Source organism: Rhodobium orientis (assembly GCF_003258835.1).
Classification (GTDB): Bacteria; Pseudomonadota; Alphaproteobacteria; order Rhizobiales; family Rhodobiaceae; genus Rhodobium; species Rhodobium orientis.
In genome coordinates, this window is the sequence record NZ_NPEV01000019.1 from 43,948 (window position 1) to 58,974 (window position 15,027).

Below are 15,027 nucleotides of genomic sequence, written 5' to 3' on the forward strand. Positions count from 1 at the left end.
CGGGGGCATTCCCCCGGCCGCATTGCCGTTGCTGCGGCATGGCCGACTGGATGTTCAATCATGCTTCATTTTGAATGGAAGGCTGGATAGAGTGCGCCGGCTGCCGGAGCGGTCCCTGCCGTGGCGGCGTTCCCGCACGTAAAGGCCCACGACCCATGCAGCCCGGTTCCCCCGGCCCTCACGTCCTTGCCACGCGCCCGTTCGACGTCACCAACCGCGGCGTCGTCGCCATCGCCCTGCCGATGACGCTCGCCTATCTGTCGACGCCGCTGGTCGGACTGATCGACACCGCGGTGATCGGCCGGCTCGGCATCGCCGCCCTGATGGGCGGCATCGCCATCGGCGCCGTCGTCTTCGACTTCATCTTTTCGGTCTTCAACTTCCTCAGGAACGGCACCACGGGCCTTACCGCCCAGGCGCTCGGCGCCGGCGACGTCGTCGAGGAGCGGGCCGTCTTCCTGCGCTTCCTTCTGGTCGCTCTCGGCCTCGGCATCGTCATCATCGTGCTGCGCGATCCCGTCGCCGACCTCGGCATCGCCGTCATGGGCCCGAGCGCGGAGGTCGCCTCGGCCGCCCGCCGCTACATCGACATCCGCATCTTCGCGACGCCCTTCGTCCTCGCCAACTACGCCATGCTCGGCTGGCTCCTGGGGCTCGGCCGCGCCCACATCGCGCTCGTCCTGCAGATCCTCCTCAACGGCCTCAATATCGGGCTCAACCTCTTCTTCGTGCTTGCCCTCGACTGGAGCATCGAGGGCGTTGCTGCGGCCTCACTGATCGCCGAGACGGCGACCTTTTTCGCCGGCCTTGCGGTCGTCATGCGCGTCGCCCACGGCCGCCGCTGGCCGGCCTGGCGCACCGTCTTCAGCGCGGAGAAATTCCGCCGCATGACGGGCATCAACGGCGACATCATGGTGCGCTCCTTCGGGCTCCTCATCGCCTTCGGCTTCTTTACGCGGGAAAGCGCGCGCAGCGGCGACATCGTGCTGGCGACCAACGCCGTCCTGATGAATCTCTTCATCCTCGGCGGCTATTTCCTCGACGGCTTTGCCGCCGCCGCCGAGCAGCTTGCCGGCCGCGCCGTCGGCGCCCGCTATCGCCCGGCCTTCGACGCCACGATCCGCCTGACCCTGATCTGGGGCGGGGCGCTGTCGCTTGGCCTGACCGCCGCCTATTTTGCCACCGGCCCGGCGATCATCGATGCCATGACGACCAACGAGGAGGTCCGTGCGCTCGCCCGCGTCTATCTCCCCTGGGCGGCACTGACCCCGGTAACGGCGGTGCTCGCCTTCCAGATGGACGGCGTCTTCATCGGCTCGACCTGGTCCGGCGACATGCGCAACATGATGCTGCTGTCGCTGGTCGCCTTCTTTGCCGTCTGGTGGGTGGCGGTGCCGGCCTGGGGCGTCCACGGTCTGTGGCTGGCGCTCCTCGTCTTTTTGGCTTTGCGCGGCATCACGCTCTCCTGGCGCTGCCGCGCCAAAGCCGACGAGACGTTCGGAGCCGCAGCGCCGCAAGGCTTAAGTGGCGCGTAGCAAACTTCAGAGAACCTTCAGGACATCCTCAGGCGGACGGCCGAGCGCGGCTTTTCCGCCCTTCAGCACTACCGGCCGCTCGATCAGCACCGGGTTCTCAGCCATGGCGGCAACGAGCTTGTCATTGTCGGTGACGCCGGCCAGGCCGAGTTCCTTGTAGGTTTTTTCCTTGGTGCGCATGAGGGCGCGCGGCTCGATCCCGAGCTTGTCTAGCACCGCCCTGATCTCGGCTTCCGACGGCGGCGTCTTCAGATATTCCACGATCTCCGGCTCCACCCCGTTGTCGCGCAAAAGCTGTAGCGCCTGGCGCGACTTGGAGCAGCGCGGATTGTGCCAGATGGTGACGGTCATCGGTCCCTCCAGATGTGTGTCAGACACTACCGACACGCTTTTCCGCTTCAATGCCTACCAGGTCGCTGACCGAGCCAACCTTGCGCCGGTCGAGTTCGGCGGAAAGGTGCTTGAGGATGCGGGCGGGCAGCCCGAGGCCCTCATAGATATAGCCGGTGTAGACCTGCACCAGATTGGCGCCGGCGAGGATCTTGGCAAGCGCCGTCGGCCCCGATTCCACACCGCCGACGCCGATGAGCGGCAGCTCGGGTCCGACCGCAAGCCGCATGCGGGCAAGGAGGCGCGTGGAACGCTCGAACAGCGGCCGGCCGGAAACCCCGCCCGCCTCCTTCGCCGCAGGTCCGCTCACCCCGTCCCGCGACAGCGTCGTGTTGGAGACGATGACGCCGTCGACAGCCGAGCCCGTCACCGAGGCGACGATGTCCTCGAACCCGGCATCGTCGAGGTCCGGCGCGATCTTGAGAAAGACGGGAACCTTGCGTCCGACCGCAGAGGTCTTGGCGTCCCGCGCGACAAGCACCTTCCCCAGAAGGTCCTCCAGGGCGGCGCGCGCCTGCAGGTCCCGGAGCCCCGGCGTGTTCGGCGAGGAGACGTTGACGATGAAAAAGGAAGCAAGATCAGCAAAGGCATCGATGCCTTTCACATAGTCGCCGGTGCGGTCTTCCGAGTCCTTATTCGCCCCGATATTGACGCCGATGATGCCGCCGCTCCGCTTGCGGTCGAGGAGCCGGGCGCGCATCGCCTGATGGCCTTCATTGTTGAAGCCGAAGCGGTTGACGACCGCCCGGTCCGCCGGAATGCGAAAGAGGCGCGGTTTCGGATTGCCCGGCTGCGGCTTCGGCGTCACCGTGCCGACCTCCACATGGCCGAAACCCTGGGCCAGCAGCGCATCGGGCACGACGGCATTCTTGTCGAAGCCGGCGGCCATGCCGAGCGGATTGGGGAACTCCAGATCGAAGAGTTTCATTTTCAGGCGCGGATCGCCGTCCGGCCGGCAAGTCGGCATGAGGCCGGAGGAAAGCGCTTTGATCGCAAGGTTATGGGCGACCTCCGGATCGAGCTTGAAGAGCGCCGGGCGGAACAGGGAATAAAGGTTGCTCACGGCATCAGCTCCGGGAACAGGAAGAGGCCGTCGGCGTCGCGCTCCAGCGGCTGCACCCACATGACCGCCGACATCGGCAGCGTGCCGTAGAGGTGCGGGAACAGCGCCCCGCCGCGCGACGGCGCGTAGTGCAGGGCGTCTCCAAGGACCGAAGCATCGACTGCGATCAGCAGCAGGTCATCGGCATCGACAAAGTGCTTTTCAGCCGTTTCCGCCACCTGGTCGGCGGTGGAGAAATGGATGTAGCCGTCGGCATGGTCGACCGGCGCGCCGGCGAATGCGCCGGCCGCCTCGGCGGCCGCCCAGAGAGGTCTGTCGCAGATCTTGTAGATGATGGAGGGCATCTCGGTCTCCGCGCCCTTTGGCGGGCGGTCTTGGTAAGCAAGGCGGCCTGTGGCGACCGGACCCTAGCCCTCTCCGCGAAGGCCGACAAGCGCCGCGATCCGCCAATCCACCGGGGATAGGCGGGCCTTGAATTCTGCTGGACAGCACCGACCTCTAGGGATAAGTGCAGATTTCAAGGTTTTTTTTCCTGTCCCGCAGCGGCCGCGCGTTGCAGCGCCGGCGGAGGGGATAACAATGCTGTCGCATCAGGGGATCTGGTCCGCGATCGACCGGCTGGCCGCCCGCAACGGGCTCTCCACCTCCGGGCTCGCCAAGCTTGCCGGCCTCGATCCGACCACCTTCAACAAGTCGAAGCGCATCGCCCGCGACGGCCGCGAACGCTGGCCGTCGACGGAATCCCTCGCCAAGATCCTGGAGGCGACCGGCGACAGTCTCGACTGCCTCCTCTCCCTGATGGAACCCGCCGATGCCGACCGCCTGCCGCGGGCCCGGACCGTGCCGCTGCTCGGCATGTCGGACGCCAGCCATGGCGGCTTCTTCGACGACGGCGGCCTGCCGACCGGCCATGGCTGGGACGAGGTCGCCTTTCCGAACATGCCGGAGAACGCCGTCTATGCGCTGGAGGTCTCCGACGATGCCATGCTGCCGCTCTACCGCGACGGCGACGTCGTCATCGTCTCGCCGACCGACACAGTGCGCCGCGGCGACCGGGTCGTCGTCAGGACGCAGAGCGGCGAGGTGCTCGCCCGCATCCTCCACAGAAAAACCCTGCGCACGGTCGAACTCCACGCCCTCGACGCCGGCGCGGCGCCGCAGGTCCTGGGGCTGGGCGAGATCGCCTGGATTGCCCGCATCGTCTGGGCCAGCCAGTAGATTGCCAATTGAACGGCGCGTTTGGCGCATTCAGAATAACTGATAAAATCGTTGTTACGAAGTGTTCCCAATTGCATCAAAGCGACAAGCACTAGAGTGAAAAATGGCCGATATTGCATTCATCATCGGAGCTTGCTTCCCACTTGCTCTAGTTGCCTATCTAATTTCGTTCGCCGCGCAGTCCTGGAACTCCTTAATCGCGAAGCCCATAATAGTCTGCCTTGCGGCTGGCTTGATAGCCGCAGTCATAAGTGGATTTGGTGCTGGAGAAGGAGGTTTTGAACGGCGACTAATAATGGCCTTCAGATTTGCTCCCGCTGGATCGCAAATGATTGCCGCTTTGATAGTCGCCGCTCTTTGGATTGCAAAGAATGCGTTGAAGCAGTCGCGAAGGAAATAGTCAGCCGCTTCAAATTTGAGGCGGCACTTAAGCATTCTCCACCCGTCGTTGTGGTCACCCAACATCCCGATCCAACATTCCATTTTTTGTGTGGTCACTGTAGCTTTTGACTTTCATCACCTGTCTTAGTATGACCGCGGAGAGCAGACGGCACGTGCGGTTTTTCGGATATCTGATTGTGGCGATCGGCGCGGTCGCCCTGTTCTGGCTGCTCGCCGGCATCGACCTGCCGACGGGCGAGGCACCGGATGCGGTCGAGGTGACCGCCATGCCCGAACCCGTACGACAGGATGCGCAAGAGCCCACTGGCCAGGCAGTGCGACCGACAGAGCCGGCGAACGAACCGTCGGTCGACGTTTCTCCGGAACCGGAAGCCAAGACCGAATCCGCAGGAACGGCGACAGCGCGGACCGATCCCGCAGGCGCCGGAGAAATGGTCGTGCTGGCGCCCGCGCGCAACGTCACGCCGAGGGAGATGACGCAGGGACCCGTGGTCGTCGGCCGGACCTTGCGCCTTCCCGGCCCGCCCCCGCCGCCAAAGCCGAAGCGCCCGAAGCGCTTCTTCCGGGTCATCGTCAGCGATGCCGGCACCATCGATGCCGGCGACGTGACCATAAAAATCGCCGATGTGGAGACGCCGGAGCTGAACCGGACCTGCACGGACGCCAAAGGCAAGGACTGGCCCTGCGGCCTGATTGCGCGCACGGCGCTGCGCCGCCTCATCCGCATCCGCGCCATCGAATGCGCCCCGCCGGCGACCGACGACGGCGCGACGATCACCACGAGCTGCAAGGTCGGCCCGCTCGACATCGCCACCTGGCTGGTCGGCCGCGGCTGGGCAAAGCCCACTACCGACGATCCGCAACTCGCCAAGGCCCGTGACGCGGCCAAGGCCGCAAAGCGCGGGCTCTGGCGCTGAGCCGTTAAGCGCCGGCGAGGACCACCAACGGCGCATCCGCGTCGGCATAGGTGACCGCGACCGTTGCCCCGGAAAACCGTTCGATGAGATCGGTCGCATCGGCAACCGCCGCCTCAAGGTCGCCCTCGCCGAGGGACTGGATCGTCAGCACCGCGCGCTTCGTTTCCGGCGTCACCAGCGAGCGCGCGTCCTGGCGCCAGTTCCAGCGCCGGCAGAGAATCTTCTCGACATCCGCATAGACAACTTCGCCCGGCTTCGGCGGCGCCTCCGTCACCCCGTCGACGCCGGCAGGTGCCATGTCCCGAAAGCTGTCGCCCGGCCGCGAAGGACGAAAGGCGATGTCGCCGTCGACCTTGTTCAGATCGTCCGCCCCGGCCGGAAAGACATGGGAGAGCGAGACGACGTTATAGGCATCGACGAAGCCGTTGATGGCAACGAGGTCGCGCCCGGCAAGGACGTTCTTGACGAGGCGCTCCACGGAAGAGCGATAGCTCGTCTGCTTGATGCCGAAGGCGCGATAGGCCCGGCGCCAGACGGCAATGCCGGGGATCTCGGCAAGAGCCGTGTCGCCCCAATGCTCCCGGCACGCGGCCATGCGCTCCGCGATGACGGCGTCCAGCTCCGCCGGCCGCTCTTGCCGAATGGAAAGATCTTTGGCGATGAGGACGGCGACCCGGAAGGCCGGAAAGTCGGAAATGATGTCGGTGATGTCGAGCTTCATGCACCCGCTGATAGCCGATCCACGCGCGCCATGCCACCGTCTGCCGAATGCGTCGCAAAGCCGGGCTGCTTTCGCGAGGCGTTCGCGATATCGTCGCGCCGCAAGCCAGGAAGGACCTCACCGATGAGCACCGCCAACGCCCGCCCGGGCGAAATCGCCCTCGACTTCGACCCCTCTGAGCGCGCCACCGACGCCGGCCTTGTCTTCATCGGCCGCATCCGCACGCCCTGGGACGAGCGGTCCGACTGCCCGCGCAACACGCGCGAGGCCTTGGAGCGCGGCGCCATCGCGACGCTGGAGTTCGACGACGCCTACCGCCAGGGCCTCACCGGCCTCGAGAACACCACTCACCTCCACGTCCTTTACTGGATGCACCAGTCGCGCCGCGACCTCATCGTCCAGTGCCCGAACCACTCCAACGGCGCCAAGGGCGTCTTTGCGCTGCGCTCGCCCGTGCGCCCGAACCCGATCGCGCTCGCCGTCGCCGAGGTCGTCGGCATGGACCTTACCGAGGGCCGCATCCTGGTGCGCGGCCTCGACTGCCTCGACGGCACGCCGCTCCTCGACATCAAGCCCTATTTCTCCGGCATCGACTCGCGGCCGGACGCCAAAGTGGGGTGGATGGACAAGAAGTAGGGCAAAGAACTCGCTATCGCGGATGACAGCATGGCGAACCGCCCAATGCTCATGCAGAATGGCCATTGGCGAATCGTTGAACACTTGCGCTTGAGTTCGCTTTTTGTTCTAATCGTGCAATGTCATCGTTGAGCATGGAAGGCCAAATGAAAGATCAATCGATCGACACGATCCTCGGCTTTTCAAGTTCCCTCGTCGGAAAGCGGTTTCGCACCGTGCTTGCCGATCCGCCATGGCGATTTACAAATCGGACCGGCAAGGTTGCACCCGAGCATCGTCGCCTTTCTCGCTATGACACGATGACTACCGATGAGATTTGTGCCCTGCCGGTGGCAGACATTACCCAGCAGCCGGCCCATCTCTATCTCTGGGTCCCGAACGCGCTCCTACCGGACGGCCTGCGTGTCCTGTCCGCATGGGGGTTCGAGTACAAGTCCAACATCGTCTGGCACAAGGTGCGCAAGGACGGCGGCTCGGACGGGCGCGGCGTCGGCTTTTATTTCCGCAACGTCACGGAGCTCCTGCTGTTCGGCGTGCGCGGCAAGAACGCCCGGACCGAGGCGCCCGGCCGCCGGCAGGTCAACTACGTCGCCTCGCGCAAGCGCGAGCACTCGCGCAAACCCGACGAGCAGTACGAGATCATCGAAAGCTGTTCGAACGGACCGTATCTGGAACTCTTTGCCCGCGGCACCCGTCCCGGCTGGACCTATTGGGGCAACCAGGCGACGGACGAATACAAGCCGACCTGGAAGACCTACGCCTACAATTCCGCATCCGGGTCTGTCGACGCCGCGGAGTAGTCGAAGGTCACGACGTCGCTCGGGATGCCGATCAGCACCAGCGGACAGGGATTGCCGACACCCCGCAAGACACGGTCCTGCAGTTTCGCCCAGTGGGTCGTCGCCTCGCCGTATTTGTCGCTCGCAAAGACATCGACCCAGGCCTGCCGGAAGTCGCCCGTGCGCTCTGCACGGGCCTCGATCATTGCCCGTTGCCGCCTTGTCGGCGTATAGCCGTAGGCGTCGAGCGACGCGATGTCGTCGACATCGCAATCGTCCGCGAACCGGCGCAGCAGCGTCCGAATGTTCTCGTGAATCGATGTCCCGCGGGTAATGATGCCGCCCACGGAAACAGCTCCCTCGGCGTGCAGCCGCTTGAAATTCTCCAGGTCGCGATCGAAGAACGGATCCTTGTTGTTCCATTCGATTTCAAGCGCGAAGACCGATTCGGCGTCGCCGAACGCCTTGACGTGATCGATCTCGTGCGACAGCGAAGCGACCTCCTTTTCCTCGGAGTCCTCGCCCCATTGTACGAGCTTGCGGACGCTGATGTTGCGCTTCTTCCAGTCTCGGTCTGCAAGCGCACGGCGGATGCGCTGGGTCCCATGCGCCTCTCCACCCCCGCCGGCAACGAGTTCGAGGATCGGAATCGACAGACCGAGCAGGACGTCTTCGATATCCCGCTCGGCTGCGGCCATGTCCTGAGACACAATCGCCTCAGCATGGTGCAGCGCCAGAATATCGAAGTTCCGTTCCCTCAGCCTGTCGAACATCGCCCCTACCGCGTCAGCGGCTTGTATTTCATGCGGTGCGGGTTGGCGGCGTCGGCGCCGAGGCGGCGGACCTTGTCGGCTTCGTAGTCCTCGAAGTTGCCCTCGAACCATTCCACGTGGCTGTCGCCTTCGAAGGCGAGGATGTGGGTGGCGAGGCGGTCGAGGAACATGCGGTCGTGGCTGATGATGACGGCGCAGCCGGCATAGTCTTCCAGCGCGTCTTCCAGCGCCGCCAGCGTTTCCGTGTCGAGGTCGTTGGTCGGCTCGTCGAGGAGGAGGACGTTGGAGCCTTCCTTGAGGAGCTTGGCCAGGTGCACCCGGTTGCGCTGGCCGCCGGAGAGCGAGCCCACCTTCTGCTGCTGGTCGCCGCCCTTGAAGTTGAAGGACGAGCAATAGGCCCTTGAATTGATCTCGCGCTTGCCGAGCTGGATGATGTCGTTGCCGCCGGAGATCTCCTCCCAGACGGTCTTGTTGGCGCCAAGGTCGTCGCGCGACTGGTCCACATAGCCGAGCTTCACCGTCTCGCCGAGGCTGATCGCGCCGTTGTCCGGCGTTTCCTGGCCGGTGATCATGCGGAACAGCGTCGTCTTGCCGGCGCCGTTCGGGCCGATGACGCCGACGATGCCGCCGGGCGGCAGCTCGAAGGAAAGGTCGTCGATCAGCAGCCGGTCGCCATAGCCCTTTGACACCCCTTCCACGGAGACGACCTTGTCGCCGAGCCGCGGTCCCGGCGGAATGACGATCTGCGCCGCGCCCGGCACCCGTGCCTCGTTGCGCTGCACGAGCTCGTCATAGGCGCGGATACGGGCCTTGGACTTGGCCTGCCGCGCCTTCGGGCTCGCCGCGATCCATTCCCGTTCCCGGTCGATTGTGCGCTGGCGCGCCGCGTCCTCGCGCTGCTCCTGGGAGTAGCGCTTGGCCTTCTTGTCCAGGTAGATCGAGTAGTTGCCCTCGTAGGGAATGCCGCGGCCGCGGTCGAGCTCCAGGATCCAGCCGGTGACGTTGTCGAGGAAGTAGCGGTCGTGGGTGACGATCAGCACCGAGCCCTTGTATTCGCGAAGGTGCCGCTCCAGCCAGGCGACGGTCTCGGCATCCAGATGGTTGGTCGGCTCGTCGAGGAGCAGAAGGTCAGGTTCGGCAAGCAGCAACTGGCAGAGCGCCACGCGACGCCGCTCGCCGCCGGAGAGGTTGGCGACATCCGCGTCGTTCGGCGGGCAGCAGAGCGCATCCATCGCCATCTCGACCTGGGAATCCAGGTCCCACAGGTTCTGGGAATCGATGACGTCCTGCAGCTCCGCGCCCTCGGCTGCCGTCTCGTCGGAATAGTTCATCATCAGCTCGTTATAGCGGTCGAGGATCGCCTTCTTCTCCGCGACCCCCTCCATGACGTTGCCGATGACGTCCTTGTCCGCGTCCAGTTGCGGCTCCTGCGGCAAATAGCCAACCGTCGCGCCGTCCGCCACCCAGGCCTCGCCGGTGTACTCGGTGTCGAGCCCGGCCATGATTCGGAGCAGCGTCGACTTGCCCGAACCGTTGATGCCGAGCACGCCGATCTTGGCGTCGGGATAGAAAGACAAATTGATATTGTCGAGAACCTTCTTGCCACCGGAATAGGTCTTCGACAGACCCTGCATATGATAGATGAATTGCCGCGCCATGATCGCGTCGCTCGCTCCGAAACCTGTTGGAAAATCTGCGTTCTTGTAGAGAAACATTGTCCGCCCGGCAATCGGGGGCAGAGGTTTTTTGCGCGCCCCGGGCGCCGCAGGCAAAGGCCGGACACGTTCCAAATTTCGGATACGTCATTTCCATGCAAGGCGAAACGGTTTAGACTTTGTATTAAGGGGTTGCAGAAAAAGACCCTGCGGAAACGCCGCTCCCGGTTCCGATTGCACCCCTTGCACGACCGTATTCGTCTTCCTTCCTCGCGCGCCCCCCGCGCAAAGACAATTGGTGGAGTAGGAGATGAGCGAGCTGTCGGACCTGTCCCGCCGCAATGACGTCCATGTCATGAAGCCGGAAGGGACGGAGGCTTTGATTCGCGCCCTGATCGAGGACGGCTATGAGGTGATCGGCCCCAAGGTCATTGCCCAGGCCATGCTCTACGAGCCCTACGAGGCCGGCGAGACGCCGCCAGCCGGCTGGACCGACGAGCAGGACGGCGGCCGCTACCGGCTGATTGCCCGCGACGACGGCAAGCTGTTCGACTATGTGGTCGGCCCGCAGGGCTTCAAGCGCTACCTGTTCCCGCCGCGCGAGAAGCTGTGGAGCGCAAAGCGCACGGCGGACGGTTTCGCCGTCGGCCGCGACGGCGCACCGGCCAAGGCCTACGCCTTCTTCGGCGCACGGGCCTGCGAGGTCGCGGCGATCGGCATCCAGGACCGGGTCTTCGACAATGGCGAATTCTCCGATCCGACCTACAATGCCCGCCGCGCCAAGGCCTTCATCGTCTCCGTCGACTGCTCGCGGTCCGCGTCCACCTGCTTCTGCGCCTCCATGGGCACGGGCCCGGCGCCGGAGGCCGGCTACGACATCCGCCTCAGCGAGATCTTCGAGGACGGCCACCACATGCTGCTGGTCCGCTCCGGCAGCGAGGCCGGCGCCGCCATCCTTGAAAAGCTCGACCTGAAGAAGGCCAAGAAGGCGGACCTGGAAAAGGCCGACGCCAACAGCCGCCGCGCGGCGGAGATGCAGACGCGGGTGATGCCGGACGATGCCCGCGAGGTGCTCGCCCGCAACATGAAGCACAGCCACTGGGTCGAGGTCGGCAAGCGGTGCCTCGGCTGCGGCAGTTGCACCATGGTCTGCCCGACCTGCTTCTGCGCGGCCATGGAGGACGTCACCGGGCTCGACCCGGACAGTGCCGAGCGCTGGCGCCAGTGGGACACCTGCTTCTCGGTCAATCACAGTTTCATCCACGGCGGCGCCATCCGCCAGGAAGCGTGGTCGCGCTACCGCCAGTGGATCACCCACAAGCTGTCGTTCTGGCACGAGCAGTTCGGGCAGTCCGGCTGCGTCGGCTGCGGCCGCTGCATCACCTGGTGTCCGGTCGCCATCGACATCGTGGAAGAAACCCGGACCATTCGCGACAGCGAGAAAACGGAGGCGCTTCATGGTTGATCAACGCGACATGGCATCGATCATCGGCGAGGTCGACTTTTTCGACGGCCTTCCCGCCGACACCCTGGAGCTGCTCGCCGGCTGCGCCAAGAACGTGCGCTTCAACGCCGGTGACTACATCTACCGCGAGGGCCAGGCGGCCGACACTTTCTACATCATCCGCCACGGCTCGGTCGCCGTGCAGCTCCACGTCCCCGGCCGCCGGCCGCTGGTCATCGAATCCCTGACCACTAACGAGGTGCTCGGCTGGTCGTGGATCGTCGCGCCCTATCGCTGGTCGTTCGACGCCCAGTGCGTGACCCTGGTCCGCGCGCTCGCCTTCGACGCCACGTGCCTGCGCGGCAAGATGGAGACCGACTGCGCCGTCGGCTACGAGATGCTGCGCCGCTTCGTCACCGTGATGTCGCAGCGCTTGCGCGGCACCCGCATCCGCCTTGCCGACATGTACGCACCGACGGTCAACGCCGCGGACTAGACCCTGAGGGGAGGTCGCCCATGAACGTCCATCCCGGAACCGCCAAGCCGGTCGAGGATCCGATGCTGCCGCTGACCTATGAGGTTGTCGGCATCAAGAAGGAGCTTCCCGACACGGTCACGCTCGATTTGCGCGCGCCCAACGGCATGCCGTTCGAGTTCGAGCCGGGCCAGTTCAACATGCTCTATGCCTTCGGCGTCGGCGAGATCCCGATATCGATCTCCGGCGACACCTCCGATCCGATGCAGCTCGTCCACACCATCCGCGTCGTTGGCAAGGTGTCCCAGGCATTCGCCAAGCTGAAGGAAGGCGACAGCATCGGCGTGCGGGGCCCCTATGGCGTCGGCTGGCCGGTCAACAACATCAAGGGCAGCGACGTGGTCATCGTCGGCGGCGGCCTCGGCCTCGCCCCGCTGCGCCCGGCGATCTATTCGGTTCTGGCCAACCGCGGCCAGTTCGGCAACGTCGTCATCCTCTATGGCGCCCGCACCCCGAACGACCTGCTGTTCGAGGAACAGCTCCATGAGTGGCGCGGCCGCTTCGACCTCCATCTCGACGTCATCGTCGACCGGGCCGAGGCCGGCTGGCCGGGCCGCGTCGGCGTCGTCACCCAGCTCATCGACCATGCCGTGTTCGACCCGGAAGAAACCGCGGCGCTGGTCTGCGGCCCGGAGATCATGATGCGCTATGCGGTGCAGGCCCTCGCCGACCGCGGCGTCGACACCAAAAACGTCTACGTCTCCATGGAGCGCAACATGCATTGCGCGCTGGGCTTCTGCGGCCACTGCCAGTTCGGCGGCACCTTCGTGTGCCGTGACGGGCCGGTCTTTGCCTACGACACCATCTCCGAACTCTTCACCACCCGGGAGGCCTGACATGGCGGACAAACCGAGACTGGCGGTCTGGAAGTTCTCCTCCTGCGACGGGTGCCAGCTCAGCCTGCTCGACTGCGAGGACGAACTCCTGGCCGTCGCCGGCGCCGTGGAGATCGCCTATTTCCTGGAGGCGAGCCGCACCCCGCCGCAAGGGCCCTACGACATCTCGCTGGTCGAGGGCTCGATCACGACGCCGGCCGATTCGGTGCGCATCGCAGAAATCCGGCGCCAGTCGAAGGCGGTCATCTCGATCGGCGCCTGCGCCACCTCCGGCGGCTTCCAGGCCCTGCGCAATATCGGCGACTACGACGAGATCGTGCGCAACGTCTACGCCCACCCCGAATATATCGATGCGCTGAAGACCTCCACGCCGATCAGCAGCCGCATCCATGTCGATTTCGAATTGCGCGGCTGCCCGGTCAACAAGCACCAGCTCCTGGAAGTGGTCGCCGCCAGCCTCGCCGGACGCCGGCCGAACGTGCCGAACTATTCCCAATGCGTGGAATGCAAGCGCTCCGGCATCGTCTGCGTCATGGTCGCCCACGGCACGCCCTGCCTCGGCCCGGTGACCCAGGCCGGCTGCGGCAGCCTCTGCACCAGTTGCGACCGCGGCTGCTACGGCTGCTTCGGCCCCAAGGAGGAGGCCAACACCAAGAGCCTCGGCAAGCGCATCTCCGAGGACTTCGGCGTCGGCCACCGCGCCACAGCCGACATGTTCAGGACCTTCAACGCAGGCGCGGAACCGTTCCGCAGGGAGGCGCTTCGCCATGACGAGCACTGATCAGACCCTGCCGGAAGGCATCCAGGCCCAGAACCGCACCATCGTCGTCGACGAGCTGGCCCGCGTGGAAGGCGAAGGCGCCCTCGACGTCAAGGTCGAGGGCGGCGTCATCACCAACATCAAGTTCCGCATCGTCGAGCCGCCGCGCTTCTTCGAGGCGCTCTTGCGCGGCCGCATGTATTCCGACGCCCCGGACGTCACCGCCCGCATCTGCGGCATCTGCCCGATCGCCTATATGCTGGGTGCCATCAACGCCATGGAGGACGCCTTCGACATCGTCCCCCCCGCACCGATCAAGCGGCTCCGCCGGCTGATCTATTGCGGCGAGTGGATCGAGAGCCACGTGCTCCATTCGGCGATGCTGCACGCCCCGGATTTCTTGGGCCTTGCCGACGCGTTCCTGATCGCCAAGGTCAATCCCGACCTCGTCAAGACGGCGCTGAGGCTGAAGAAGCTCGGCAACACCATCCTTGAGGTCGTTGGCGGCCGCGCCGTCCATCCGGTCAACCTCAAGGTCGGCGGCTTTTACCGCACGCCGCGCAAGGCAGACATCAAGGGGCTGGAGAGCGAGTTGGAATGGGCCATCGGCGCCTCCGTGGAACTGCTGGACGCATTCGCCGGCTTCGACTATCCAGATTTCGAGCAGGACTATCTGTGCGTCTCCATGCGCCACCCGGACGAATACGCGATCCAGGAGGGCAACCTCGTCTCCAGCCGCGGGCTCGACATCCGCGTCGCCGACTTTCCGAAGCACTTCTACGAGGAGCATGTCGAGCATTCCAACGCCCTGCACGGCCGCACCCGCGAGGGCGAGCCCTATCTGGTCGGCCCGATCGCCCGCTACAACAACAATTTCGAGCAGCTCAGCCCCTACGCCCAGGAGATGGCGGCCAAGGTCGGCCTGCCGCGCATCGTCAAGAACCCTTATCAGAGCATTTTGGTGCGTATGGTCGAGACCCTCTATGTCTGCGAGGAGGCGCTTGCGATCGTGCGCGAGTACGAGGAGCCGACCGCGCCGTCGGTCGAGGTCGACATCCATGCCGGCGCCGGCGCCGGCGCGGGCGGTGACGGAAGCGCCGCGCGGCATCTGCTGGCACCACTACAGCCTCAACGACACCGGCCGCATCCTCAACGCCACCATCGTGCCGCCGACGGCCCAGAACCAGCCGCAGATCGAGGACGACCTGCGCGGTGTCGTGCAGGCCAACCTCGACCTCGATGACGAGGATCTGAAATGGCGCTGCGAGCAGACGATCCGCAACTACGATCCCTGCATCTCCTGCGCCACCCACTTCCTGAAGCTGCGCATCACGCGCGACTGACGGCCGGAACGGATCAGGCA

16 protein-coding genes and 1 pseudogene are annotated in these 15,027 nt (G+C 65.2%); 11 read left to right on the forward strand and 6 right to left on the reverse strand.

Annotated features, from left to right (window positions below; genetic code table 11):
• Positions 1-155 precede the first annotated feature (155 nt).
• Positions 156-1,535: an MATE family efflux transporter gene (locus CH339_RS10605; protein WP_111434329.1), complete on the forward strand. Its 1,380-nt coding sequence runs from the start codon at positions 156-158 to the stop codon at positions 1,533-1,535.
• A gap of 6 nt (positions 1,536-1,541) precedes the next feature.
• On the opposite strand, the gene arsC is transcribed toward CH339_RS10605, so the two are convergent.
• Genes arsC through CH339_RS10620 form a run of 3 tightly spaced genes read right to left on the reverse strand, consistent with a single transcriptional unit; the run spans position 1,542 to position 3,332 of the window.
• Complete coding sequence (gene arsC, locus CH339_RS10610) at positions 1,542-1,886, reverse strand: arsenate reductase (glutaredoxin) (protein ID WP_111434330.1); 345 nt, start codon at positions 1,884-1,886, stop codon at positions 1,542-1,544.
• Positions 1,887-1,905: 19 nt separating this feature from the next.
• Entirely contained in the window at positions 1,906-2,988 is a 1,083-nt protein-coding gene (locus CH339_RS10615) for a quinone-dependent dihydroorotate dehydrogenase (protein ID WP_111434331.1), read from the reverse strand.
• On the reverse strand, positions 2,985-3,332 hold the full coding sequence (locus tag CH339_RS10620; protein WP_111434332.1) for a DUF952 domain-containing protein: 348 nt from the start codon (positions 3,330-3,332) through the stop codon (positions 2,985-2,987). The genes CH339_RS10615 and CH339_RS10620 overlap by 4 nt, the downstream gene beginning before the upstream one ends.
• A 235-nt stretch (positions 3,333-3,567) precedes the next feature.
• On the opposite strand from CH339_RS10620, the gene CH339_RS10625 reads away from it, so the two are divergent.
• Positions 3,568-4,206, forward strand: a complete 639-nt coding sequence (locus tag CH339_RS10625) for a S24 family peptidase (RefSeq protein ID WP_111434333.1) — start codon at positions 3,568-3,570, stop codon at positions 4,204-4,206.
• 554 nt (positions 4,207-4,760) lie between these two features.
• The gene (locus tag CH339_RS10630; RefSeq protein WP_146610153.1) at positions 4,761-5,525 is read left to right on the forward strand and encodes a thermonuclease family protein; all 765 of its coding nucleotides are present in this window, start codon (positions 4,761-4,763) and stop codon (positions 5,523-5,525) included.
• A gap of 4 nt (positions 5,526-5,529) precedes the next feature.
• On the opposite strand, the gene CH339_RS10635 is transcribed toward CH339_RS10630, so the two are convergent.
• Positions 5,530-6,246 carry a B3/B4 domain-containing protein gene (locus tag CH339_RS10635; protein ID WP_111434335.1) on the reverse strand — a complete coding sequence of 239 codons (717 nt, stop codon included), beginning with the start codon at positions 6,244-6,246 and terminating at the stop codon, positions 5,530-5,532.
• A 123-nt stretch (positions 6,247-6,369) separates the two neighbouring features.
• On the opposite strand from CH339_RS10635, the gene tsaA reads away from it, so the two are divergent.
• Positions 6,370-6,882 carry a tRNA (N6-threonylcarbamoyladenosine(37)-N6)-methyltransferase TrmO gene (gene tsaA, locus CH339_RS10640; protein ID WP_111434336.1) on the forward strand — a complete coding sequence of 171 codons (513 nt, stop codon included), beginning with the start codon at positions 6,370-6,372 and terminating at the stop codon, positions 6,880-6,882.
• Between the two features lie 146 nt (positions 6,883-7,028).
• A complete protein-coding gene (locus CH339_RS10645) occupies positions 7,029-7,682 on the forward strand; it encodes an MT-A70 family methyltransferase (protein WP_111434359.1) in 654 nt (217 codons plus the stop codon).
• On the opposite strand, the gene CH339_RS10650 is transcribed toward CH339_RS10645, so the two are convergent.
• Both CH339_RS10650 and ettA read right to left on the reverse strand, forming a co-directional pair.
• A complete protein-coding gene (locus CH339_RS10650) occupies positions 7,643-8,434 on the reverse strand; it encodes a BglII/BstYI family type II restriction endonuclease (RefSeq protein WP_111434337.1) in 792 nt (263 codons plus the stop codon). The genes CH339_RS10645 and CH339_RS10650 overlap by 40 nt on opposite strands.
• A 5-nt stretch (positions 8,435-8,439) precedes the next feature.
• Positions 8,440-10,092, reverse strand: coding sequence for an energy-dependent translational throttle protein EttA (ettA, locus tag CH339_RS10655; RefSeq protein ID WP_111434360.1), 1,653 nt, complete (start codon positions 10,090-10,092; stop codon positions 8,440-8,442).
• 307 nt (positions 10,093-10,399) lie between these two features.
• On the opposite strand from ettA, the gene CH339_RS10660 reads away from it, so the two are divergent.
• The 6 genes and pseudogenes from CH339_RS10660 to CH339_RS25140 all read left to right on the forward strand — a co-directional run bounded on the left by CH339_RS10660 (position 10,400) and on the right by CH339_RS25140 (position 15,007).
• Positions 10,400-11,554 (forward strand): 4Fe-4S dicluster domain-containing protein, encoded by a 1,155-nt coding sequence (locus CH339_RS10660; RefSeq protein ID WP_244668969.1) that lies wholly within the window; start codon positions 10,400-10,402, stop codon positions 11,552-11,554.
• Complete coding sequence (locus tag CH339_RS10665; RefSeq protein ID WP_111434338.1) at positions 11,547-12,029, forward strand: cyclic nucleotide-binding domain-containing protein; 483 nt, start codon at positions 11,547-11,549, stop codon at positions 12,027-12,029. The genes CH339_RS10660 and CH339_RS10665 overlap by 8 nt, the downstream gene beginning before the upstream one ends.
• Before the next feature lie 20 nt (positions 12,030-12,049).
• The gene (locus tag CH339_RS10670) at positions 12,050-12,904 is read left to right on the forward strand and encodes an FAD/NAD(P)-binding protein (RefSeq protein ID WP_111434339.1); all 855 of its coding nucleotides are present in this window, start codon (positions 12,050-12,052) and stop codon (positions 12,902-12,904) included.
• A 1-nt stretch (position 12,905) separates the two neighbouring features.
• The gene (locus CH339_RS10675) at positions 12,906-13,685 is read left to right on the forward strand and encodes an NADH-quinone oxidoreductase subunit B family protein (protein WP_111434340.1); all 780 of its coding nucleotides are present in this window, start codon (positions 12,906-12,908) and stop codon (positions 13,683-13,685) included.
• Between the two features lie 175 nt (positions 13,686-13,860).
• A pseudogene (locus tag CH339_RS25135) lies at positions 13,861-14,022 on the forward strand (nickel-dependent hydrogenase large subunit); the annotation flags it as partial.
• 700 nt (positions 14,023-14,722) lie between these two features.
• The gene (locus CH339_RS25140) at positions 14,723-15,007 is read left to right on the forward strand and encodes a nickel-dependent hydrogenase large subunit (protein ID WP_245408134.1); all 285 of its coding nucleotides are present in this window, start codon (positions 14,723-14,725) and stop codon (positions 15,005-15,007) included.
• The last annotated feature ends 20 nt before the right edge of the window (positions 15,008-15,027 follow it).